We start from the raw sequence: 23,685 nt of genomic DNA on the forward strand, positions 1-23,685 counted from the left end.
ACCTATGGAACACATCATTTCGTTAACCAAAGAAAATATCCAGCAAGTTGTTGATGCTTCAATGGAAAAAGTCGTGGTATTGACTTTTTTTGCTCAACAAAAGCCAGAAAGCATCCAAATGCTGCAAACTCTTGAGCAACTTGCCACTGTGCAAGCTGGTCGTTTTATATTGGCCAGTGTTGATTGCGAAGTGGAGATGGAAATCGCCCAGTATTTCCAAATTGAAAGCTTACCCACTACGTTAATTCTAGATAAAGGTCGCCCGATTGATGGTTTTGCAGGCGTTCAAGATGCTGCCAGTGTCGCAAGCTTGTTGGATAAGCATTTACCAGCACTTTGGTTGCAAGCTTTTGATGGCGTAAAAGCGCAGCTTGCGCAAGCTGAGCCCTTAACACAGGAGGCATTAACCTTACTGGTGGCGCAATTAAAAGAGATCGCGGTACAAGCTGATAACATGGCTGAAGTGCGTTTAGTCTTAGCTGATGTTTATTTACAGTTAGGTGCACTTGCAGATGCCAAGCCTTTAATTGAAGGGATAGGGCTTGCGGATCAAGACAGTTATTACCAAAACTTAAAAGCTAAGCTGGCGTTAGCAGAAGATGCTGCGGACACACCAGAAATTCGCCAGCTTCAACAACAGCTTGAAGAAACGCCGGGTGATATCATCTTATCTATCGACTTAGCTAAGGCACTGAATAAAGCCCAGCGTAATGAAGAAGCGTTAGCTTGCCTTTTTAGCTTTTTACAAAAAGATCTTAATGCTGGTGATGGAAAAGTTAAACAAATGTTTCTAGAGATCATGACCGCCATGGGGCAGGGGAATGCGTTAGCCAATCAATATCGCCGTAAGTTGTACACCTTGCTGTATTAAACACGGACGTCGTTACATTAGGTCAATCTTATTAGATATAGGTCTAATGCAGTGCTATTGCTACTATGAAAAGAGCGGTAGATATGCGAAAATCGCCGCCCTAAAAAGAATATAATCTTAAAAGAGGACTTTAGAGATGCGCATTATTTTATTAGGTGCCCCAGGCGCCGGTAAAGGTACTCAAGCTCAGTTTATTATGGAGCAATATGGTATCCCACAAATCTCTACGGGTGATATGTTACGCGCTGCGGTTAAAGCGGGAACGCCACTTGGTTTAGAAGCTAAGAAGGTGATGGATGCAGGCCAGTTAGTTTCAGATGACTTAATCATAGGGCTAGTTAAAGAACGTATCGCGCAAGATGATTGTGTTAAAGGCTTCTTACTTGATGGTTTCCCTCGCACAATTCCACAAGCTGATGCAATGACTGCCAATGGTATCGTTATTGATCACGTGATCGAAATTGACGTACCAGACGAAGAAATTGTTAAGCGCATGAGCGGTCGTCGCGTTCATTCAGGTTCAGGTCGTGTTTACCATGTTGTATTCAATCCACCTAAAGTGGAAGGTAAAGACGATGTTACTGGTGAAGAGCTCGCTATTCGTCCAGACGACGAAGAGTCTACAGTACGTAAACGTTTAGGTATTTACCATGAGCAAACTAAGCCATTGGTAGATTATTACGGTAAAGTGGCTGCTGAAGGCCGTACCGTATACAACAAGTTTGATGGCACTCAGAGTGTTACTGCCGTAAGTCAGCAATTAGCTGCAGTACTGAAGTAATAGCTTAATCAAATTGATCACAATGCCTTAGTTGGTATTGTTTAAAAGCCTGCATTGCAGGCTTTTTTATTTTTATTACAGCCTATCGCTATGATAGTTGCTGAACATTTAATTCAGAAATCACAAAAATCGTTGTTTTCGACGTCCTATGAGATAAGTATTAACACTATCTGCGGATTAGTTATTGGCCGGATTAACGAACAGTGGAGTGAGTTTAGTAGATTTAATATGTCCTGCCTTTATATCAGACTGTTAGAAACCCTAGTAGAAATCTCGATAGCGGTAAAACAAACCTCTGTTAATGCAGGAACTAAGTGTAATGGCTTTATGCCAGGTTTAAATGATGATGATATTCATAGCGATATGATTATTGACCTAGTTAAAGAACAGGTGTCGTTTAGCGGCAATGAAGCACTAAAAGTCATTTAATCTCATGAAGTTAATGTGATATCATGCGCCGCCTTTTGTCAAAGGCGGTTTTTATTTAATCATGGCTTACAGCAATAATAAGCTAAACTGATATTTATATTTGGTTGCACGGATGCAAACTCATGAGAATCGATTATGAAGTTTCCTGGTCAACGTAAGTCGAAACATTACTTTCCTGTCAGTAACCGCGATCCACTTCTGGCGCAGTTTACCCATCAACCTCAAGCATTTTCTACTTATATTTGTGGAGTTGATCAAACGTTAGTCGATATTGAAGCGAAAGTTGCCGATGATTTGCTTGAACGTTACGGCTTGCCTAAAGGTAACTCAACACTAATCGATGATGATGGCGCCCATGCGCTTTATAATGAACTTAAATCTAATGACATGATCAGCGACGAGTTTGCTGGTGGCACCATAGGCAACACGGTACATAACTATTCCATTTTAGCCGATGATCGCTCAGTGTTGTTTGGCGTGATGAGCCAGAATATTATGGTCGGTAGCTATGCTTATCGCTACCTTTGCAATACCTCTTCAAAAGTTGACTTAAATTATCTTCAACCTGTAGATGGCCCAATTGGTCGTTGCTTTACATTAATTTCAGAAGACGGTGAGCGCACTTTTGCTATCAGCAAAGGCTCGATGGATAAACTGACCCCACATTATATTAACCAACAGGTGATTCAAGAAAGCTCAGCATTAGTGATTACTGCCTATTTGATGCGTGCTAGCGAAGGTGACGGTATGACATCTGCTGCGATGAAAGCGATTGAATATGCAAAAGCTGCTGAAGTGCCTGTAGTATTAACACTAGGCACCCGTTTTTTAATTCAAGAAGACCCTGTTTGGTGGCAAAAGTTTATTAAAGAACATGTCACTATTTTGGCCATGAATGAAGATGAAGGTGAAGCGCTTACAGGGTTCAAAGACCCATTGTTAGCCAGTGAGGCTGCACTTGAGTGGTGTGATATGGTGTTGACCACGGCAGGCCCAATTGGTTTATATACAGCAGGATATGCCGAAGACAGTGCCAAGCGTGAAACGAGTCATACTTTATTACCTGGTGCTATTCCTGAGTTCAATCGTTATGAATTTTCTCGCCCTATGCTAAAAGCTGACTGTGAAGAACCCATTAAAGTCTATGCCCACATTGCGCCTTATATGGGTGGACCTGATTATATACGTAACACCAATGGTGCAGGAGATGGCGCTTTATCAGCCTTATTGCACGACTTGTCAGCCAATACCTTCCATAAAACCAATGTCCCTGGGTCAAGTAAACATAAACGCGATGGTTTATGTTATTCATCGTTTTCGCAAGTGTGTAAGTATGCTAACCGCGTTGCCTATGAAGTGTTAGCTCAACACAGTCCACGTCTATCGCGCGGTTTACCAGAGCGAGAAGACAGCCTAGAAGAGTCTTATTGGGAACGCTAATCAGTGGTTTAGTGAGCTAAACAAATAACAGTCTAAAAATAAACGATAATGTTTTGTCATTATCGTTTTTTTTTCATCAAATTTTAATAGAATAGGCCTAGGTTAATAATTGAAGGAGCTTAAAGTGAAAGGACAAATTTTACGTGAAATGCATGTACTCAAGGCCATTGAGCCAGATTTTGAAGTACAAAGACGTGTCGCCTTTATAAAATCGAAGCTCAAAGAGGCCCATTGTCATTCATTAGTGTTGGGGATCAGCGGTGGAGTGGACTCATCTTTAACCGGTCGTTTATGTCAGTTAGCGGTCGATAGCTTAAATCAGGAGTTAGCCGATAAACGTTATCAATTTATTGCCGTGCGCTTACCTTATCAAGTCCAAAAAGATGAAGATGAAGCACAATTAGCCTGCCAATTTATTCAACCGTCTAAACAAGTGACCGTTAACATTGCTGAAGGTGTTATTGGCGTGCATCAAGCCACCTTAGCTGGTTTGAGCAATGCGGGAGTATCTTTACCTGAAGAAGGTAAAGTCGACTTTGTTAAGGGTAATGTAAAAGCCAGAATGCGCATGATAGCGCAATATGAAATAGCCGGTATGGTAGGCGGTTTAGTGGTTGGCACCGATCATAGCGCAGAAAATATTACCGGCTTTTATACTAAATTTGGTGATGGCGCCTGCGATTTAGCGCCATTGTTTGGTTTAAATAAACGCCAGGTTCGTCAACTTGCTGCCTTTTTGGGTGCGCCAGATATTCTGGTAAAAAAAGCGCCTACAGCTGACTTAGAAGAAGACAAACCACAATTAGAAGATGAAGTGGCGCTAGGTATGAGCTACGATCAAATTGATGATTTTCTGGAAGGCAAACCGGTCGATGCAAGCGTTGAAACCAAGCTGATTAGCATTTATCAGCGGACCCAGCATAAGCGTAAAGCGATACCCACTATTTACGATTAATATCGCTATGATTACGGATTAAGCCGACAATATATGTGACACAAGTTAAGCTAATTCTAACCTGTGTCATTTGGTTTTATGTCATTCGACTTAATTTAGGGTGGCTAATAAGCTGATTCTCTATGTTAATATATTAAAAGCATTACTTTTAAGGAATTAACTTGTTAGCTAAGGTCCAATCTAGATTATCGCTTCAGGTCGGTCTGATTATTGCCATCACAGTTGCGTTTATCACTGTAACTGGTTGCAATCAAGTTGCTGTTAGCAAAAGTCCGGATAACGCTCTGAGACTGGTAAAAGAAACCCTTGTTGATGGCGTTTTGTCAGCAGATGCGAGTATAGCTGTGACACTAGGCAGAAGCCGCACATTATCGGTATGGGAAATTGCGACCAATAAATTATTACATCAATGGACTGATGATGACTTTGATGAGTCTAACTATCTGCTGGCTATGTCAGGTAATAACCAATATCTGGCTACTGCCGGTAAACACAAAATATCTATTTTCAACCTTGAAACCGGCAAACTAGATATACGCTGGCCTGCTCAAGGCTTTAACCCCGACGCAAGTGTTTCAAGCCTTTTTTTAAGCCAAACCGGCAGTACTATTTTGGTGGGCATGAATGATGGTTCTATTACTGTTATTCAACGAAGCAGCATGACGATGTCATTGTTCAAGCAACACAGTGGCGCAGTTAATCATATTGAACTATCTAATTTTGAACAGCAGGTATTATCAACAGGACTAGATGGTGACGTGCATATTTGGTCCACTTATAGTGGCGCGTTGATTAGTAGTTTTTCACGTCCGCAGCGGATCACCAGTGCTAGCTACGATGAAACTAATCGACGCTTGTTTATTGCCGATGCACTAGATAACAATGTCATTCTTGACTCTCAAACCGCTTTGCCTATTAGCCAACTAGATTACCTTGAGCGTTATCGCTATTTTAGACAGGCTCTATTTATCAATAATGCTAATAATTTAATTACCGCAACCTCAAAACAAACGGTTATCTACTGGGATGCAAACTCTGGAAAGGAGCTTTGTCACTGGGATATCAACGCCTACAGTGCAGGCACAACGGTATTTTCCATGAGGATTAAACCTAATGGAAAACTATTAACCTTAAGTTCTGATGGTGGTCTTGAAACCTGGAGTTTGTAAATGTGCCCAAATTTAGCTGGCAATAGGTATCAGATTCATTTATCTGTCCTGGTGTAGCTTGGGTCTCAATAGATCAATCAAGGCATTAGGAAACTGTCGATAATCTAAATATGGTGTGAGAAAAACCTGTTGGTGGTATCGAATCGTTTGCTGTTGATTCAATGAAAGAGTGCTAACAAGTAATGTACTTTCAATGGTAAAACGTGAAAAGGTATTTTTACCGCAAATGATATGGATGATTGAGCTATCAGGTTTTATGTCGATAGTTTTCTCAGTAGACTGATCCACAATCGCAATGGCCATTGGTAAATGAGCAATACTATTTTGTTGAAATAGTGTGTTTTGTATCGTTCTCCAACAAGATAATTCTTTACTCACAAGTTTGCAGATAATAATGATAATTTTTCGCCAATGATTACCATTAGCTTCGATTAGTCTTTTTGCTGCATTTGGGTCACTTTCGCTCCAATCTGTTGCAATGATAGGTGGTGTGGGCAAGTAAAAAATCACTTTAGGTAAAAGGGAACCAAAGTAGTGACTAATAATATTGTTTGAAAGTGTCTCATTGCTAGCGGTTTTCATGTTCTTTAGCTTTTAGCATACTTGCTATTATAATAACCTATTCTGTCAGGCTATTTTAGGCCTTTATTTGCATCGTTGTAATCATTTTTTAGTATAAGGGAAATCATGCGCGCTATTGTTATCGGATCCACTAAGCATATGTTATTTGCCCTATTCTATAGCACTATAGGCACGTCTATTGCGTTGATTATTATTGCTGTATGGTTATTGAATGCTAGGCCAGAACTGTCACTTTGGCATACCACACATCTTAAAAATGAATATCATCAACAATCAGGTTTAGATAATTTTAAGCAGTATTTAGCACTAGAAGATAAACTATTTGCTGAAGTCGAGCAGAAAATATACCAACAATACCAACCGGAGGTCGCCTCTCCGATAAATCGTTATGAAAAGGGCAGCTCATCGGATCCTGCTTTGTGGCATGAAGACTGGAATCGATCTTTTGAGTGGCCAAATGATGATGCAGAATTTGGTTTGTTATTGATCCACGGCATGTCTGACTCACCTTACTCGATGTCGCATATTGCTGAGCATTATCGACATCAAGCCCATATAGTCGGATTAAGATTACCAGGTCACGGCACCACGCCTTCAGGGCTAACAGATATTACCTGGCCTGATTTAGCAGGTGCTGTGGCGTTAGCTACCGCTCATTTATCTGATAAATTAAAAGGTAAACCCTTATATGTTGTAGGTTTTTCTACTGGTGCAGCACTCGCGCTAAACAACCAATTAGAAGCGATAAGTCTGAATAAGCCGACTCATTATGACAAGATGATTTTTATGTCACCAGCTATTGGCTTGGCTCCCATTGCCCAGGCGGCATATTGGCAGGCTAAACTAGGTGCATTACTTGGGCAGGAAAAACTGTTTTGGAATAGTATTGAAGTTGAGTACGATCCATTTAAATATATGTCATTTGCCGTTAATGCAGGTGATATTGTTTACCAGCTAACTCTGCGTAATAAACAATTATTAGACAGTTTATCCGCAGAGCAAAAACAGAAAATCGCGCCCATACAAACCTTTCAGTCAGTCATAGATGATACGGTTTCATCTGTGAATGTCGTCGATGAGCTTTACCGATATTTGCCTAAAAACGGTCATGAATTAGTGATGTTTGACTATAATCGCAGTACCGGGTTTAGGCTGTTAATGAATCTTGATCCAATCACGTTTTTTGAACCATTTTGGACAAAGAATGATATGGATTATCGCTTAACGCTAATTGAAAGTCAGGCACAACAATCTAGGGCCGTACAAGCTAGAGAGCTTGGTATATTGAATCAGCAAGCCCCACAAGAACTATTGCTCGAATGGCCTAAAGGTGTGTTCTCGCTTTCGCACATTGCGTTGCCATTTCCGATAGAAGACCCACTTTATGGCCCTTTGATAATAGAAAATACTGAAACGGTACAAATAGGCTTAGCGGTATTTCAAGCTGAAAAAGGATTGTTTTCTATGTCTGCCGCCAATATGTTGCGCCAAAAATGGAACCCATTCTACCCCTATATGATGGATAGAATGGACAAATTTATGATTCCACCTCAGGATTGATAATAGTGACAATAGTGCGATTACGACCTTGAGCTTTAGCTTGATACAGATTATCGTCGGCTATCTTTATCCATTTATCTAGCCTAGCATCAAAGTTCGCATCAGCCGTGATAGCCCCGATACTGACGGTGATATCAAATGCTTCAGTTCTGTCTGGCGTATTAATGGGAATTTGAGACAGTTTGACTTTAAATTCATTTAAGTGATGTTCAATGCTAAGCGCGTTCGACATAGGTAAAATTAAAATAAACTCCTCTCCACCATAACGGGCAATAATATCAATATCACGTTTAAAATGTTGAGACAGTTGTGCTGACACTTGACGTAAGCATTCATCCCCAGCTAAATGGCCGTAACTATCATTAACAGCTTTGAAAAAATCTAAATCAAGAATAGCCACAGTAATGGCTTGTTCACTTCGAAGACAAAACTCTCTCACTTCCTGGAACTTATGTTCAGCAAATCGGCGATTAAACAGTTGAGTTAATGGGTCTTTGTCGACTAATTCTTTGAGTTTTTTATTGGCTTTCTCTAATTCTTTAGTGCGGTTAACAACCGTTTCTTCCAGTTCTAATTGCTGAGTTATCAGCTGTTGCTTACTAATCAATAACCTTTGATAAAGGCTATACACTTCCTTAGGGGAACTTTCATCTAGTACTTGGTTATTTAAATCATGTTGGCTAAGGTGACCAAATTGGTTGGCTACCATTTCGAGGGGAATAGTTAGCAGTTGGCTAATTCTATTTGAAATAAAAAAGCTGATGAAAAGAGCACCTAGTAGCATAAAAAAACTGGCTTGCATTTGTTTTTCAGCGAGCTGCAATAATGGTGAAAAGGGCTCAATAATATAAATTTTCCAACCATTTTTTAGTTGCTTCTGAGCATAAATATATTCTGGAATTCTAGATTCTGTTTTGGTGATATTCATCAGGGGTAATTTGGTTAAATACAGTCCATTGTGGATACTGTATTTAAAAGGCGACAGAACGTTTAAATTTAGTTTTTCTGAGGCATAAATAATATTATTGGTTTCATCGGTCAAAATAATCGATTGGTTTTTCTGTTGATTGAAATCATAGTCGATTGCTGAAAAGTATTTTAGATCTAACGAACCTTCAATTATGCCCAATGGCTGTAATGTATTTTGCTTGTCATAATAGGGCGCACTAATCGCTACTATCGCGTCGTTACCAAAGCCCCTACCCAAAAATACTGAAGAAATAAACACCCTTTGATTATAAAATGACTCTATAAAATAATCTCGATCTTTGACAGTGACATTGTTATTCTTGGCATCATTTAATCGTATAGCAGGTGATGCGGCAATTATTTTTGCTTGATTATCGGTAATTAACATACTGATAAATCCAGGATAATTTTTATGTAAGTCACTCAGAAGAGGCTGTAACTCTTGTGGTGAGCCGTTGGTTATACTGAAGTAGCGTGCTGCATTCTCTATCACTTTTTGATGATTATCGATATATTGCTCGCCCGCATTGTTTAAATAAAAAACCGATTCTTGCTGATTTTTCACGATTAAGTTTTGCTGCTTATCCAATGAAATATAGTTGAAATAAAGCGTTGAAAATAATAAAGATAAGGTAATCATAAGAGTGACGAAATAAGTCATCTGCTTACTAAGACTTCTACGCTGTTTATCTTTAATCTTGGTTTCAAACATCCATAATTTAGGCACCATCAATACTAATATAGAGGCTATACTGGTATAAATTAAACTATTTATCGCCTGCTTTATGGTCACAAAGGGTAAGTGCTCAGTGGGCATATCAAAAAATAACTTGGCCATTAAATAGAAAATGGGCATGCCAATAACAAGCCAAAATATGATGTTGCCATATAGCGCATAGATATCTATTCTACGACAAAAACCTAAAAATAATGCCTCTAACCCAAAAATGAAGAAAACATGATAGCTGTCCCAGGTAAGCATTAAACTGGTTGAGGCTAATAATGACGCCACTAACGCATACCAGGGGCCACATAAAATGGCGACTATCACGGTCAGTGTGTTACCGAGTACAAATTGGACGTTTGCGAAGAAAGGGATAGGATAAAAGTTAATAATAAGTGCAATAACACCCATTACTATTGAAAACATCAGATTCTGTGGATTTAACGGCAATTTCTTCAATGAAATATCCTTTCTCATTATTATCAAAAAATTTTACCCCCCTTATACGATAATCACAAGCAATTGACTGTTAATTACAGCTTAAATCTAAGATAAGTAACGTTATTTAGATAGTTTACTTATATATTCTTAAATTATTTTCGCTTATTGTAGATAAATTTGAAGTGTTTAAATGACTATTGGCGTGTTGCTAACTATTTTTTATCGACAATTAGTGACGCTCTCTTATCCGAGGTTGCTGATAACATGTTATTTCTCGTTCGACCTTGGTCTAGTTTTTCAATAGTTATAGTGTTCACTAGGTTTGTTGTAAAATAAGTATCCTATTGTTTATAAATGGATAAATTCGGTTTTTAGGTTATTTTTCACTGTAGGTTAGACTAAGGTCTTGATTGTCGAACCCCTGTGAGTTGCTAAATTAACAATGACTTTACAATTCGACTTTAAAAAAACAATACAGGGGAAGTCGCAATGGCTTTTGAAAATAACGAAAAGGCAGCAGGGTATTGGCGTGAAAATTTACGTTTAGTACTTGTACTGCTAGCAATTTGGGCTGCAGTTTCATTTGGCTGCGGTATTTTATTAGTAGACGTGCTTAATGAGTTTTCCTTCATGGGATTCAAATTAGGCTTTTGGTTTGCGCAGCAGGGTGCAATGTATGTATTCGTGGCGCTGATTTTTGTTTATGTGGCAAAAGCAAATGCCCTAGACAAGAAATATGATGTTCACGAAGATTAAGGAGCACTGAAAAATGGATGTTCAAACATTAACATATATTATTGTTGGCGCGACATTTGCGCTATACATTGGCATCGCGATTTGGGCGAGAGCTGGTTCCACTCAAGAGTTTTATGTAGCCGGTGGTGGTGTGCATCCGGTAATGAACGGTATGGCTACCGCAGCAGATTGGATGTCAGCGGCATCATTTATCTCGCTAGCAGGTATTGTGTCATTTACAGGTTATGATGGTTCAGTATATTTAATGGGCTGGACTGGGGGTTATGTTTTATTAGCCTTGTGTATGGCGCCTTATTTACGCAAGTTTGGTAAATTTACGGTTCCTGATTTTATCGGTGATCGCTATTACTCACAAACTGCCCGTACTGTTGCGGTAATTTGTGCCATTTTCATCTGTTTTACTTATATAGCAGGTCAAATGCGCGGTGTCGGTGTGGTTTTCTCTCGCTTCCTAGAAGTCGAAGTTGAAACTGGCGTATACATTGGCATGGCAGTGGTGTTTTTCTATGCTGTTTTAGGTGGAATGAAAGGGATTACCTACACTCAGGTTGCACAATATTGTGTGTTGATATTTGCCTTTATGGTTCCAGCAATCTTTATCTCTGTGATGATGACAGGTCATATTCTGCCGCAAATCGGTTTTGGTGCTGAGCTAGTTGATGCTGCAGGTAATGGTACAGGAGTCTTCTTACTCGATAAGCTTGATGGTCTTTCTGCTGAATTGGGATTCTCCCAGTATACAGAAGGCTCTAAAGAAATGATTGATGTGTTCTTTATTACTGGTGCACTGATGTTTGGTACTGCAGGTTTGCCCCATGTTATTGTTCGTTTCTTTACTGTACCTAGAGTAAAAGATGCACGTTTATCAGCGGGTTGGGCGCTAGTGTTTATTGCTATTATGTACACTACAGTACCTGCTTTAGCTGCTTTCTCTCGTGTAAATATGATTGAGACAATTAATGGACCTGATTCTACAGGTGTCGCTTATGAAGCCGCGCCACAGTGGATTAAAAACTGGGAAAAAACTGGCTTAATTACTTGGGATGATAAAAACAGTGATGGCAAAATATCTTATGCTAATGGTGATTCGAATGAGATGACCATTGACCGTGATATTATCGTGCTAGCGACGCCTGAAATTGCCAGTCTACCTGCGTGGGTTATTGCCTTAGTTGCTGCTGGTGGTTTAGCTGCTGCACTATCAACGTCAGCGGGTTTACTGTTAGTTATCTCAACATCGGTGTCGCATGATTTACTTAAGAAAAATCTTATGCCGGATATCTCTGACAAGAAAGAGTTAATGTATGCGCGTATTGCAGCTGCATTGGGTGTTGTAATGGCTGGTTACTTTGGTATAAATCCGCCCGGATTTGTGGCCGCGGTGGTTGCAATAGCCTTCGGTTTAGCCGCTGCATCACTTTTCCCTGCAATTATCATGGGGATCTTCTCTAAAAAGGTAAATAGAGAGGGTGCAATTGCCGGTATGGTATTAGGCTTGCTATCTACAGCTGCTTATATTGTGTACTTTAAGTTTATTAACCCTGCTGCTAATACAAGTGATAATTGGTTCTTCGGTATTTCGCCTGAAGGGTTTGGTATGGTTGGCATGTTTATTAACTTCGGTGTCGCTTTTGCTGTCAGTAAAGTCACCAAGCCTGTACCTCAAGATGTTGTTGATATGGTTGAATCGATTCGTTTCCCACAAGGAGCAGGCGAAGCGCAAAACCACTAATTATTAATTCATTAATTAGTCCCCATTTAAAGGAGCGCCTCGGCGCTCTTTTTTATTGACCAAATATAGTGCAAGCTTGGGCTTAAGTCTTATAGCCAGTATTCAGTTGGCACAGGTATATTAAATAAAACCGCCAATGAGAAAATAATATGAATGCCAGTGAATTACAGCCAATTGAGCAGTTTTTACAATCCCATGCACCTTTTGATTTATTGTCTAAAGCGTTAGTTCAGCGTTGTGCTCGGGAAATTAATATTGGCTATTACGCAAAGGCATCGGCATTTGTTGAGTTTGATCCTAATAATCCTAAATTATATTTAGTCCGAAGTGGCGCATTTGAAGTCAGAGATCCACAGGGTGTATTAGTAGATAGAGTCGCAGAAGGAGAATGTTTTGGGTTTTCGACATTATTGTCAGGCGAAAAAGTGGTTAACAAGGTCGCTATTTTAGAAGATGGTTTGGTTTATCATATCCCCCAACTTTTATTCACCGAATTAAAAACCCATAATCGTCAGTTTGATACTTTTTTTACCCGCGCGTTTGCGCAGCGACTACGTAATGAACATAAGTTTAAAGCCAAAGATCTCACCACGACCAGTCGTATTACTAATATGATGTCTAAAAATCCAATTTGTATTGCAACCAATGCCAGTGTGCAAAATGCTGCAAAATTAATGCGCGATAATAGGGTTTCATCAGTGTTGGTGTTAAATGATCACGGCTTAGTCGGTATTGTTACTGATCGCGATTTACGAAATAGAGTATTAGCAGAAGGTTTTGATGGCAATATTTGTGTAGACCAAGTAATGACTGTTCAGCCCAAAACTGTGGCTTCTAATGCACTAGTATTTGAAGCTATGTTATTGATGAGTCAATATAATATCCATCATTTACCTGTAATAGACAATAATCAAGCCAAAGGTATGGTGACCAGTACTGATATTTTACGTGCCCAGAGTTCACAACCATTATTATTAATTGGTGAAATAGATCGCCAAGATTCAATTGATAAGTTGATCTTTGTCAGTAAGCAAATCCCAGTATTATTGCAAAACCTTATAAGTGCAGATGCACGGGCTGAAGAGATCGGTAGGGTGTTAACTTCGGTCACAGATGCATTAACCCGGCGCTTAATTGTACTAAATCAGCAATTATTGGGTAAAGCTCCGATGGCTTTTTGTTGGTTAGCTTTTGGCTCGCAAGGTAGGCAAGATCAAGTGGCTTGTTCAGATCAAGATAATGGTTTGTTATTAGCACATGAACCGGATGAGTTCGCAGCAGCTTACTTCGATAAATTAACCCATGCGGTTTGTAAGGGACTTGATCAATGCGGTTATATCTATTGTCCTGGCGATATTATGGCGCAAAATCCTAAGTGGCGGTTATCACTGCTCGAATGGCAGAATAAATTCAAAAAGTGGGTACTCACACCTGATCCTAAAGCCCTAATGCACGCCAGTATTTTCTTTGATATGCGCGCAGTGTATGGACCGCAAACCTTGTTTGATGAATTACAGAACTCAGTGATGTCGCATACCCAAAATAATGACATTTTTTTAGCCGGTATGGCGGGTAACTCATTACAGCAATCACCGCCTTTAGGTTTTTTCAGAAAATTTGTACTTGAACGAGATGGCAGTGAAGTCAAAGGCATGGATTTGAAGCACAAGGGCAGTGCGTTAATCAATGATATTGCCAGAGTCTATGCCCTAAGTGCTGGCATTAAAGAGGTCAATACCGCTAAACGTATTCGCGCGTTAATGGACGCCAATATCATTAATCGCAAAGATGCCCTTAATTTAGCGGACGCCCATGAGTTTATAGCGCATATGCGCTTAGCTAATCAGGGATATCAGGCGACTAATAATTTGGTTGTGAGTAATTTTTTAAAGCCACAGGATTTGTCATCTTTATTGCGCCATCAATTACGAGATGCCTTTAAAGTAGTTCATGATGCTCAATCTGGTTTGAAACTTAAGTTTACCCGGAGTTTTTAGTGGTCAATCATTTATGGCTTAAAGGTCGGTTTTGGTTAGATTCACTGGTTAATCAGCAGGGCGAAAAGTCGATATTAGCGGATTATCAGCGGGCATTAACAAACCAATTTAATCACACTATCTTTGATGCTAAATTGATGGCGATTGATTTGGAAATGACCGGCCTTAATGCCGAGAAGGATCAGATCATTAGTATTGGTATAGTGCCTATCATTCAAGGACAAATCCCCCTGTCTAAAGCTCAGCATTTGATGATTTCAATTGACGGTAGTGTAGGCCAAAGTGCAACTGTTCACGGTATTGTTGATCATCAATTAGATGATGCTTTACCCATTGATTTAGCAATGAATTGGTTACTAAAAGAAACCCAAGGATATATTTTGGTGGCACACCATGCGCCAATGGATATGGCATTTATTCAAAAAAACTTACACAGTGTATTTGGACAAAAAGCACTCTTGCCTTTTATTGACACCTTAGCAATTGAAAAAACACGATACCTGCGTCAGCATGACCACTTAGTTAAAGGGTGTGTTCGATTAGGGCAAAGTCGAGAACATTATCACTTGCCTGTATATGGCGGACATAATGCATTAATTGATGCCATTGCCTGTGCTGAGTTATTTTTAGCGCAAGTATCTGCATTAGGCGGAGCTAAAAACATCAAATGCTATGAGTTAATTGGGTTAACTAAATAGCTCTAATTAACAGCTTTAATTCAAACATAAAATAAGCCAGTCAATTGACTGGCTTATTTTATGAGTACGATAGAGTATCGATTTACATAACAGGTCTATCGACCTTCTTGCTCAGCTTTTTTGAAAAAGTAATCCACCGCAGGTTTAATTAATTCTAGTGCAGTTTGCTCACAATCTGGCACTTTGGCATCACTAGTATTAATAGGAGTAACGCGGTCAGTCCATTTGAACAGCAATGCTGCTGATGTCAATCCTGCACCAAAAGCACATGACAAAATAGTTTGTCCTGGCTTAATTAAGCCTTTATCTAAAGCATCACAAATCGCAATTGGGATGGTCGCAGCTGATGTATTGCCATAGTTTTCTATATTGACGATGGCTTTTTCTTTAGGAATTTTCATCCGACTGACCAAAGTATCAATGATACGTTCGTTAGCTTGATGAGGAATAACCCAATCGACATCATCTTTATCAACATTACATTTTTCCAGTACTTTAGTACTTAAAGAGCCCATACCTTGAATAGCACGCTTAAATATTTCTTGGCCATTAAATTGGATATAGAAATCTAAAGAACTGCTATCTAAGCGATCCATTTGGCTGCCAAAGTTCGATTTTAAAATCTCACGTCCATCGGGATCGTTATTTAGTTCGTAACCTAATACTCCGCCTTCTTCTTCGCGGGCTTCTAACACTACAGCACCAGCACCATCACCAAATAGCACAGCAGTTTCACGGCGAGACCAGTCTAAATAAAAAGATAAACGTTCAGCACCGATAATTAACACTTTCTTATTTTGGCCGCTTTTAATTAACGAGCTTGCTAATCCCACACCGTATAAAAAACCACTGCATGCCGCATTAATATCAAATGCGCCACATGTCGCACCGACATTTGCCTGCACGGTAGAGGCAATATTAGGTATTAAACTATCAGGGCTTGCGGTAGCCAAAATAATCAAATCCAACTCACTGCCATCAATCCCAGCAGCGGCTAAAGCATGTTTTGCTGCAACGCTAGCCAGTACAGAAGTATTAACATGGCTAATATTGCGTTTGCTAATTCCTGTACGAGATTTAATCCACTCATCGGACGTTTCCATAAAAGTGGCAAGGTCATCGTTGGTTAGCGATGCAGGAGGGACAGCTTTTCCCCATCCGGTGATATGTGCATACTGCATAAAACTTCTCTCAATGTATAAATAAAACAGGCGATTAAGGTAATATTTGACCCACTCAGTCTTGAATTAGTCTAGTCTAAATGCTTAACAACTAACTTTCTAATAGCTTCAGCAGCGTGAAGAATATGTTCACGCAGTAAGTGTGTCGCTTTTTCAATATCTTTTCTTTGGCACAACTCAAGTAATTCACGGTGCTCTCGCTCCGCAGTGGGGATCCCACCTGTTAACAATAGTTGTAAACGAATATAGCGATCACAATTAGTATTTAAGCCATGAACAACTTCGAGTGTATGGCTGCGGTTGGCGGCTTTATATAGGCAAGTATGAAATTGCGTATTAAGCTCGCTCCAACTGGCCACAGAATCCTGGCGCTTAAATGCGTTTTCTAGTGCATTTAATACTCTGTCCGCTTCTTCAAAATCAGCGTCTTGTAAATTAGGAATTGCCTTGGCAAGCAAGTCAGACTCAATCATTGCTCTGAGTTCAAATAACTCAGTGACCTGTTCAACAGATAAAACCGTTGCCGTGGCGCCTTTATGCGGCTCAAACTTAACTAACCCTTCAGCTTCTAATTGTACTAAAGCTTCTCGTACAGGAATGCGACTGACGTTCAATTGTTCAGCAATAGCAGTTTGACGTAAGGGTTCGCCACCTTTTATACCACCAGAAAGGATCTGTTCTCTGAGTACTTCAACTACAAGTTGAGTACGCGTCTTGTGAATGATAGGGGGTATATTACTCATTAGCTCTTTTGTTTTTCGCGAAATAACCGAGCAAGGTTACCGCTTCATGACGCCTTAATAAAGTGAAACATGGTCATTCGCTATAATTATCCTTTATTGGGCTGGCTCAAATGCCAAGACGGTGTGATAATTAGTGCAGAAAATTAATGAGGATTAATAAGTGAATAAAGCAGTTTTTCTTGACCGAGATGGTGTGATCAACAAAGATCATGGCTATGTATATCAAACGGATGACTTTGAATATATTGAAGGTGTATTTGATGCCTGCCTCGCCTTGAAGAAAATGGGCTATAAACTTGTTGTTGTGACTAATCAGTCTGGTATTGCCCGGGGTATGTACAGTGAAGATGACTTTCATTTCTTAACTGAATGGATGGATTGGAACTTTGCTGATAAAGGTATCGAACTAGATGGTATTTATTATTGCCCACATCATCCAGAAAAAGGCTTAGGTGAATACAAGCAAGATTGCGATTGCCGTAAACCAAAACCAGGTATGATGTTAGAGGCGGCTAAATTTTTAAAACTTGATTTAGCCAATTCAATTATGGTCGGTGACAAGGCTGATGATATCCGTGCTGCTAAAGCTGCGGGTATAGGTCACAGTATTTTAGTCAGAAGTGGTAAAAAGGTAGACGAAGCCGGAATTGATATAGCATCTATTGTAGTTGATAGCATTGCAGATGTGCCCGCTTTTGTAGAAACACTTAATTAGTCCAGCCTAAAAAGGCCTTTTAGGCCTTTTTTGATGGTTAAGTATACGCTTAGTTTAAAAAGTGTTCGGTTGGTTAGTTTTTTTGAAAGTTTTTGCAAAAAGGGGTTGCGGTAAAATCTACTATCCCTATAATGCGCACCACTGACACGGAACACGGCGTCTAACGCAAGTTACCAGGTCCGCTCTTTAACAATTTATCAAGTAATCTGTGTGGACATTCACAGGTATTGAGTTATTCGAAATTGTCTTCTGTTCTCCGGAATGTTGGCAATCAAAAAATTTAACTCGATGATGAGAATGTTCATAGTAATATGAAACTACAGCAATGTAGTAAATAACTCGTTAGCTCTTATGAGCGAAGCGAATTATGACAGTAGAATTCATTGAGCCGTTCGACGTAGTCGAACAAAAAAACTTTAATTGAAGAGTTTGATCATGGCTCAGATTGAACGCTGGCGGCAGGCCTAACACATGCAAGTCGAGCGGCAGCGGGAAGATAGCTTGCTATCTTTGCCGGCGAGCGGCGGACGGGTGAGTAATGCCTAGGGATCTGCCCAGTCGAGGGGGATAACAGTTGGAAACGACTGCTAATACCGCATACGCCCTACGGGGGAAAGGAGGGGACCTTCGGGCCTTTCGCGATTGGATGAACCTAGGTGGGATTAGCTAGTTGGTGAGGTAATGGCTCACCAAGGCGACGATCCCTAGCTGTTCTGAGAGGATGATCAGCCACACTGGGACTGAGACACGGCCCAGACTCCTACGGGAGGCAGCAGTGGGGAATATTGCACAATGGGCGAAAGCCTGATGCAGCCATGCCGCGTGTGTGAAGAAGGCCTTCGGGTTGTAAAGCACTTTCAGTAGGGAGGAAAGGCAGTAGTTTAATAAACTATTGCTGTGACGTTACCTACAGAAGAAGGACCGGCTAACTCCGTGCCAGCAGCCGCGGTAATACGGAGGGTCCGAGCGTTAATCGGAATTACTGGGCGTAAAGCGTGCGCAGGCGGTTTTTTAAGCCAGATGTGAAAGCCCTGGGCTCAACCTAGGAATTGCATTTGGAACTGGGGAACTAGAGTCTTGTAGAGGGAGGTAGAATTTCAGGTGTAGCGGTGAAATGCGTAGATATCTGAAGGAATACCGGTGGCGAAGGCGGCCTCCTGGACAAAGACTGACGCTCATGCACGAAAGCGTGGGGAGCAAACAGGATTAGATACCCTGGTAGTCCACGCCGTAAACGATGTCTACTCGGAGTTTGGTGACTTAGTCACTGGGCTCCCAAGCTAACGCATTAAGTAGACCGCCTGGGGAGTACGGCCGCAAGGTTAAAACTCAAATGAATTGACGGGGGCCCGCACAAGCGGTGGAGCATGTGGTTTAATTCGATGCAACGCGAAGAACCTTACCTACTCTTGACATCCAGAGAATTCGCTAGAGATAGCTTAGTGCCTTCGGGAACTCTGAGACAGGTGCTGCATGGCTGTCGTCAGCTCGTGTTGTGAAATGTTGGGTTAAGTCCCGCAACGAGCGCAACCCCTATCCTTATTTGCCAGCGAGTTATGTCGGGAACTTTAGGGAGACTGCCGGTGATAAACCGGAGGAAGGTGGGGACGACGTCAAGTCATCATGGCCCTTACGAGTAGGGCTACACACGTGCTACAATGGCGTATACAGAGGGTTGCAAAGCCGCGAGGTGGAGCTAATCTCACAAAGTACGTCGTAGTCCGGATTGGAGTCTGCAACTCGACTCCATGAAGTCGGAATCGCTAGTAATCGTGAATCAGAATGTCACGGTGAATACGTTCCCGGGCCTTGTACACACCGCCCGTCACACCATGGGAGTGGGCTGCAAAAGAAGTGGGTAGTTTAACCTTCGGGAGAACGCTCACCACTTTGTGGTTCATGACTGGGGTGAAGTCGTAACAAGGTAGCCCTAGGGGAACCTGGGGCTGGATCACCTCCTTACCTATACGACTAACTCAATACCTAAAAGTGCAGAGATGCATGTGAGTGTTCACACAGATTACTTGATAGAAAGAAAGAGAAATTACGTTGGGTCTGTAGCTCAGCTGGTTAGAGCGCACCCCTGATAAGGGTGAGGTCGGTGGTTCAAGTCCACTCTGACCCACCAAAATCTTTCCTTTCCTGCGTTGGAAAGTGACTCGTTTAGTGAGCTAAACGTCGCCACTTACCGCCTTGAATAGAAACGATTTGGTATAATGCCTTCGTTGAAGGTGAACGTAAATTCTCACTGTATGTAAAGGGGTTATAGCTCAGCTGGGAGAGCGCCTGCCTTGCACGCAGGAGGTCTGCGGTTCGATCCCGCATAGCTCCACCATTCTCTTTAATGAGAAACATACATATTGGTCCGAGATGCCAAAGATAAACGAAATTTTATCTTTGGCTTTTTTAAGCCCGCTCTTTAACAATTTGGAAAGCTGATAGTACTAACTAAAGGCGCATGGATGATGATTCGTTGTCGTTTGTGTGATTAGGTTAGTGCGAAAATAATATTGATGCGAAAGCATCAGTATCTTGAGTTCTCAAAACACTGTTTAAGTGTCTTGAATATTCTAAAAACTAAGGCGAGTCACACTTCCTGGTCGGGAGTGAGACAAGTAAAAACCAGCTAGTTGCGATACAGTCTGATTAGTTCATTCTCTTGTTTACAAGGGCAGTGAAACTCATTTGGGTTGTATGGTTAAGTGACTAAGCGTATACGGTGGATGCCTTGGCAGTCAGAGGCGATGAAGGACGTAATAACTTGCGAAAAGCGTTGGCGAGCTAGTAATAAGCATTTGAGCTAACGATATCCGAATGGGGAAACCCGGCCACATAAGTGGTCATCATACAGTGAATACATAGCTGTATGAGGCGAACCTGGGGAACTGAAACATCTAAGTACCCAGAGGAAAAGAAATCAACCGAGATTCCCCTAGTAGCGGCGAGCGAACGGGGATTAGCCCTTAAGTCTATGGGGTGTTAGTGGAATGAGTTGGAAAGCTCAGCGGCACAGGGTGATAGCCCCGTACATGAAAACTAACCATAGATGAAAACGAGTAAGGCGGGACACGTGACATCCTGTTTGAATATGGGGGGACCATCCTCCAAGGCTAAATACTCCTGACTGACCGATAGTGAACCAGTACCGTGAGGGAAAGGCGAAAAGAACCCCTGTGAGGGGAGTGAAATAGAACCTGAAACCGTATACGTACAAGCAGTGGGAGCGGTTCTTGAGACCGTGACTGCGTACCTTTTGTATAATGGGTCAGCGACTTACGTTTTGTAGCGAGGTTAAGCGAATAGCGGAGCCGTAGGGAAACCGAGTGTTAACTGCGCGTTTAGTTGCAAGGCGTAGACCCGAAACCGAGTGATCTAGCCATGGGCAGGTTGAAGGTTGAGTAACATCAACTGGAGGACCGAACCGACTTATGTTGAAAAATGAGCGGATGACTTGTGGCTGGGGGTGAAAGGCCAATCAAACTCGGAGATATCTGGTTCTCCTCGAAAGCTATTTAGGTAGCGCCTCGAGCGAATACCATTGGGGGTAGAGCACTGTTAAGGCTAGGGGGTCATCCCGACTTACCAACCCTTTGCAAACTCCGAATACCAATGAGTACTACTCGGGAGACAGACAGCGGGTGCTAACGTCCGTTGTCAAAAGGGAAACAACCCAGACCGTCAGCTAAGGTCCCAAAGTGTATGTTAAGTGGGAAACGATGTGGGAAGGCTTAGACAGCTAGGATGTTGGCTTAGAAGCAGCCATCATTTAAAGAAAGCGTAATAGCTCACTAGTCGAGTCGGCCTGCGCGGAAGATTTAACGGGGCTAAACATACCACCGAAGCTACGGGTTTGCAGTTTACTGCAAGCGGTAGAGGAGCGTTCTGTAAGCGGTTGAAGGTGAAGGGGTAACCCACACTGGACGTATCAGAAGTGCGAATGCTGACATGAGTAACGATAAAGGGAGTGAAAAACTCCCTCGCCGAAAGACCAAGGGTTCCTGTCCAACGTTAATCGGGGCAGGGTGAGTCGACCCCTAAGGTGAGGCCGAAAGGCGTAATCGATGGAAAACAGATTAATATTTCTGTACCTCTGCTAACTGCGATGGAGAGACGGAGAAGGCTAGGCTAGCGCGGCGTTGGTAGTCCGCGTTTAAGGTAGTAGGCGGTGTTCTTAGGCAAATCCGGGAACACGTACTTAAATGTACACGTTGAGAGCTGATGACGAGTCACTAAGGTGATGAAGTAGTTGATGCCATGCTTCCAGGAAAATCTTCTAAGCTTCAGGTTAGTAGGGATCGTACCCCAAACCGACACAGGTGGTCGGGTAGAGAATACCAAGGCGCTTGAGAGAACTCGGCTGAAGGAACTAGGCAAAATGGTACCGTAACTTCGGGAGAAGGTACGCTGCTGTTGGTGATGGGACTTGCTCCCTAAGCTGACGGCAGTCGCAGATACCAGGTGGCTGCAACTGTTTATCAAAAACACAGCACTGTGCAAAATCGCAAGATGACGTATACGGTGTGACGCCTGCCCGGTGCCGGAAGGTTAATTGATTGGGTTATCGCAAGAGAAGCTCATGATCGAAGCCCCGGTAAACGGCGGCCGTAACTATAACGGTCCTAAGGTAGCGAAATTCCTTGTCGGGTAAGTTCCGACCTGCACGAATGGCGTAATGATGGCCACGCTGTCTCCAGCCGAGACTCAGTGAAGTTGAAATTGCGGTGAAGATGCCGTATACCCGCGGCTAGACGGAAAGACCCCGTGAACCTTTACTATAGCTTGGCACTGAACATTGAACCTACATGTGTAGGATAGGTGGGAGACTTTGAAGCTTCGTCGCTAGATGGAGTGGAGTCAATCTTGAAATACCACCCTTGTAGTTTTGATGTTCTAACTCTGGCCCCTTATCGGGGTTGAGGACAGTGCCTGGTGGGTAGTTTGACTGGGGCGGTCTCCTCCCAAAGAGTAACGGAGGAGCACGAAGGTTGGCTAAGTACGGTCGGACATCGTACGGTTAGTGCAATGGCATAAGCCAGCTTAACTGCGAGACATACACGTCGAGCAGGTACGAAAGTAGGTCATAGTGATCCGGTGGTTCTGAATGGAAGGGCCATCGCTCAACGGATAAAAGGTACTCCGGGGATAACAGGCTGATACCGCCCAAGAGTTCATATCGACGGCGGTGTTTGGCACCTCGATGTCGGCTCATCACATCCTGGGGCTGAAGTCGGTCCCAAGGGTATGGCTGTTCGCCATTTAAAGTGGTACGCGAGCTGGGTTCAGAACGTCGTGAGACAGTTCGGTCCCTATCTGCCGTGGGCGTTGGATGATTGAGGGGAGCTGCTCCTAGTACGAGAGGACCGGAGTGGACGAACCGCTGGTGTTCGGGTTGTCATGCCAATGGCATTGCCCGGTAGCTACGTTCGGAATCGATAACCGCTGAAAGCATCTAAGCGGGAAGCGAGCCCCAAGATGAGTCATCCCTAGAGCTTTAAGCTCTCTAAAGGGCCGTAGGAGACTACTACGTTGATAGGCAAGGTGTGTAAGCGTTGTGAGGCGTTGAGCTAACTTGTACTAATGACCCGTGAGGCTTAACCATACAACCCAGATGGGTTTTACTGATACGACTTAGTATTAGAATGGGACGCTTAAATAGTGTGACGAGACTCAAACTCAGATAAAGTAATCAGCTTTCCGAATTATTATTTAATGCTAGTTAAATGGCGTTAGATAAACAAAATTTGTCTGGAAACCATAGAGCTGTGGCACCACCTGATCCCATTCCGAACTCAGAAGTGAAACACAGTATCGCCGATGGTAGTGTGGGGTCTCCCCATGTGAGAGTAGGTCATTTCCAGGCGCCAAATAAAACAGCAAGGCCACTCTAATTGAGTGGCCTTTTTGTTTTGTGTCGAAAAATTATTCTTGAGCATGAGTCAAAC

16 protein-coding genes, 2 tRNA genes and 3 rRNA genes are annotated in these 23,685 nt (G+C 42.0%); 17 read left to right on the forward strand and 4 right to left on the reverse strand.

Annotation, left to right across the window (positions count from 1 at the left end):
- Positions 1–4 precede the first annotated feature (4 nt).
- From FJ709_RS06540 to FJ709_RS06565, 6 genes are all read left to right on the forward strand, one after another.
- The gene (locus FJ709_RS06540) at positions 5–871 is read left to right on the forward strand and encodes a co-chaperone YbbN (protein WP_226414627.1); all 867 of its coding nucleotides are present in this window, start codon (positions 5–7) and stop codon (positions 869–871) included.
- 136 nt (positions 872–1,007) lie between these two features.
- Positions 1,008–1,652, forward strand: coding sequence for an adenylate kinase (gene adk / locus FJ709_RS06545; protein ID WP_226414629.1), 645 nt, complete (start codon positions 1,008–1,010; stop codon positions 1,650–1,652).
- 54 nt (positions 1,653–1,706) lie between these two features.
- Positions 1,707–2,081 (forward strand): hypothetical protein, encoded by a 375-nt coding sequence (locus tag FJ709_RS06550; RefSeq protein WP_226414631.1) that lies wholly within the window; start codon positions 1,707–1,709, stop codon positions 2,079–2,081.
- 135 nt (positions 2,082–2,216) lie between these two features.
- Complete coding sequence (locus tag FJ709_RS06555) at positions 2,217–3,521, forward strand: inosine/guanosine kinase (RefSeq protein WP_226414633.1); 1,305 nt, start codon at positions 2,217–2,219, stop codon at positions 3,519–3,521.
- A 124-nt stretch (positions 3,522–3,645) separates the two neighbouring features.
- Positions 3,646–4,476, forward strand: a complete 831-nt coding sequence (nadE, locus tag FJ709_RS06560) for an ammonia-dependent NAD(+) synthetase (RefSeq protein WP_226414635.1) — start codon at positions 3,646–3,648, stop codon at positions 4,474–4,476.
- 161 nt (positions 4,477–4,637) lie between these two features.
- Positions 4,638–5,645 carry a WD40 repeat domain-containing protein gene (locus tag FJ709_RS06565; RefSeq protein WP_226414637.1) on the forward strand — a complete coding sequence of 336 codons (1,008 nt, stop codon included), beginning with the start codon at positions 4,638–4,640 and terminating at the stop codon, positions 5,643–5,645.
- A gap of 39 nt (positions 5,646–5,684) precedes the next feature.
- Here the strand turns inward: FJ709_RS06565 and FJ709_RS06570 are convergent, their stop codons facing one another.
- The gene (locus FJ709_RS06570) at positions 5,685–6,227 is read right to left on the reverse strand and encodes a DUF6942 family protein (protein WP_226414639.1); all 543 of its coding nucleotides are present in this window, start codon (positions 6,225–6,227) and stop codon (positions 5,685–5,687) included.
- Positions 6,228–6,332: 105 nt separating this feature from the next.
- Between FJ709_RS06570 and FJ709_RS06575 the strand changes: the two genes are divergently transcribed.
- Entirely contained in the window at positions 6,333–7,787 is a 1,455-nt protein-coding gene (locus FJ709_RS06575) for an alpha/beta hydrolase (RefSeq protein ID WP_226414641.1), read from the forward strand.
- Here the strand turns inward: FJ709_RS06575 and FJ709_RS06580 are convergent.
- Positions 7,765–9,939, reverse strand: a complete 2,175-nt coding sequence (locus FJ709_RS06580) for a sensor domain-containing diguanylate cyclase (RefSeq protein ID WP_226414643.1) — start codon at positions 9,937–9,939, stop codon at positions 7,765–7,767. The genes FJ709_RS06575 and FJ709_RS06580 overlap by 23 nt on opposite strands.
- A gap of 471 nt (positions 9,940–10,410) precedes the next feature.
- Between FJ709_RS06580 and FJ709_RS06585 the strand changes: the two genes are divergently transcribed.
- The 4 genes from FJ709_RS06585 to FJ709_RS06600 all read left to right on the forward strand — a co-directional run bounded on the left by FJ709_RS06585 (position 10,411) and on the right by FJ709_RS06600 (position 15,104).
- Positions 10,411–10,677, forward strand: a complete 267-nt coding sequence (locus tag FJ709_RS06585; protein WP_226414645.1) for a DUF4212 domain-containing protein — start codon at positions 10,411–10,413, stop codon at positions 10,675–10,677.
- A gap of 13 nt (positions 10,678–10,690) precedes the next feature.
- A complete protein-coding gene (locus tag FJ709_RS06590) occupies positions 10,691–12,409 on the forward strand; it encodes a sodium:solute symporter family protein (RefSeq protein ID WP_226414648.1) in 1,719 nt (572 codons plus the stop codon).
- Between the two features lie 149 nt (positions 12,410–12,558).
- Positions 12,559–14,406, forward strand: coding sequence for a DUF294 nucleotidyltransferase-like domain-containing protein (locus tag FJ709_RS06595; RefSeq protein WP_226414651.1), 1,848 nt, complete (start codon positions 12,559–12,561; stop codon positions 14,404–14,406).
- The gene (locus FJ709_RS06600; protein WP_226414654.1) at positions 14,406–15,104 is read left to right on the forward strand and encodes an exonuclease domain-containing protein; all 699 of its coding nucleotides are present in this window, start codon (positions 14,406–14,408) and stop codon (positions 15,102–15,104) included. The genes FJ709_RS06595 and FJ709_RS06600 overlap by 1 nt, the downstream gene beginning before the upstream one ends.
- 95 nt (positions 15,105–15,199) lie before the next feature.
- Here FJ709_RS06600 and FJ709_RS06605 read toward each other — a convergent pair whose 3' ends face one another.
- Entirely contained in the window at positions 15,200–16,285 is a 1,086-nt protein-coding gene (locus FJ709_RS06605; protein WP_226414656.1) for a ketoacyl-ACP synthase III, read from the reverse strand.
- Between the two features lie 71 nt (positions 16,286–16,356).
- Positions 16,357–17,028: a GntR family transcriptional regulator gene (locus tag FJ709_RS06610; protein WP_226414659.1), complete on the reverse strand. Its 672-nt coding sequence runs from the start codon at positions 17,026–17,028 to the stop codon at positions 16,357–16,359.
- 160 nt (positions 17,029–17,188) lie between these two features.
- Here FJ709_RS06610 and gmhB point away from each other — a divergent pair, with 160 nt between their 5' ends.
- The 6 genes from gmhB (at position 17,189) to rrf (ending at position 23,603) form a co-directional block, all read left to right on the forward strand.
- Positions 17,189–17,743 (forward strand): D-glycero-beta-D-manno-heptose 1,7-bisphosphate 7-phosphatase, encoded by a 555-nt coding sequence (gene gmhB, locus FJ709_RS06615; protein ID WP_226414661.1) that lies wholly within the window; start codon positions 17,189–17,191, stop codon positions 17,741–17,743.
- 417 nt (positions 17,744–18,160) lie between these two features.
- Positions 18,161–19,705: ribosomal RNA gene (locus FJ709_RS06620) — 16S ribosomal RNA — on the forward strand.
- Positions 19,706–19,794: 89 nt separating this feature from the next.
- Positions 19,795–19,871 (forward strand) — tRNA-Ile (locus FJ709_RS06625).
- Between the two features lie 131 nt (positions 19,872–20,002).
- Positions 20,003–20,078: transfer RNA gene (locus FJ709_RS06630), tRNA-Ala, on the forward strand.
- Positions 20,079–20,439: 361 nt separating this feature from the next.
- Positions 20,440–23,342, forward strand: a 23S ribosomal RNA gene (locus FJ709_RS06635).
- Between the two features lie 145 nt (positions 23,343–23,487).
- Positions 23,488–23,603, forward strand: a 5S ribosomal RNA gene (gene rrf / locus FJ709_RS06640).
- The 16S, 23S and 5S rRNA genes sit together here with 2 tRNA genes alongside, the layout of an rRNA operon.
- The last annotated feature ends 82 nt before the right edge of the window (positions 23,604–23,685 follow it).

The sequence above is a fragment of the Shewanella glacialimarina genome (genome assembly GCF_020511155.1).
In the GTDB taxonomy this organism is placed as follows: Bacteria; Pseudomonadota; Gammaproteobacteria; order Enterobacterales; family Shewanellaceae; genus Shewanella; species Shewanella glacialimarina.

What these genes read in the sequence shown, in the direction of transcription:
- FJ709_RS06540 (WP_226414627.1), top strand. Translation starts at nt 5, where the DNA reads ATGGAACACATCATTTCGTTAACCAAAGAAAATATCCAGCAAGTTGTT.
- adk (WP_226414629.1), top strand. Translation starts at nt 1,008, where the DNA reads ATGCGCATTATTTTATTAGGTGCCCCAGGCGCCGGTAAAGGTACTCAA.
- FJ709_RS06555 (WP_226414633.1), top strand. Translation starts at nt 2,217, where the DNA reads ATGAAGTTTCCTGGTCAACGTAAGTCGAAACATTACTTTCCTGTCAGT.
- FJ709_RS06570 (WP_226414639.1), bottom strand. Translation starts at nt 6,227, where the DNA reads ATGAAAACCGCTAGCAATGAGACACTTTCAAACAATATTATTAGTCAC.
- FJ709_RS06575 (WP_226414641.1), top strand. Translation starts at nt 6,333, where the DNA reads ATGCGCGCTATTGTTATCGGATCCACTAAGCATATGTTATTTGCCCTA.
- FJ709_RS06585 (WP_226414645.1), top strand. Translation starts at nt 10,411, where the DNA reads ATGGCTTTTGAAAATAACGAAAAGGCAGCAGGGTATTGGCGTGAAAAT.
- FJ709_RS06590 (WP_226414648.1), top strand. Translation starts at nt 10,691, where the DNA reads ATGGATGTTCAAACATTAACATATATTATTGTTGGCGCGACATTTGCG.
- FJ709_RS06595 (WP_226414651.1), top strand. Translation starts at nt 12,559, where the DNA reads ATGAATGCCAGTGAATTACAGCCAATTGAGCAGTTTTTACAATCCCAT.
- FJ709_RS06605 (WP_226414656.1), bottom strand. Translation starts at nt 16,285, where the DNA reads ATGCAGTATGCACATATCACCGGATGGGGAAAAGCTGTCCCTCCTGCA.
- FJ709_RS06610 (WP_226414659.1), bottom strand. Translation starts at nt 17,028, where the DNA reads ATGAGTAATATACCCCCTATCATTCACAAGACGCGTACTCAACTTGTA.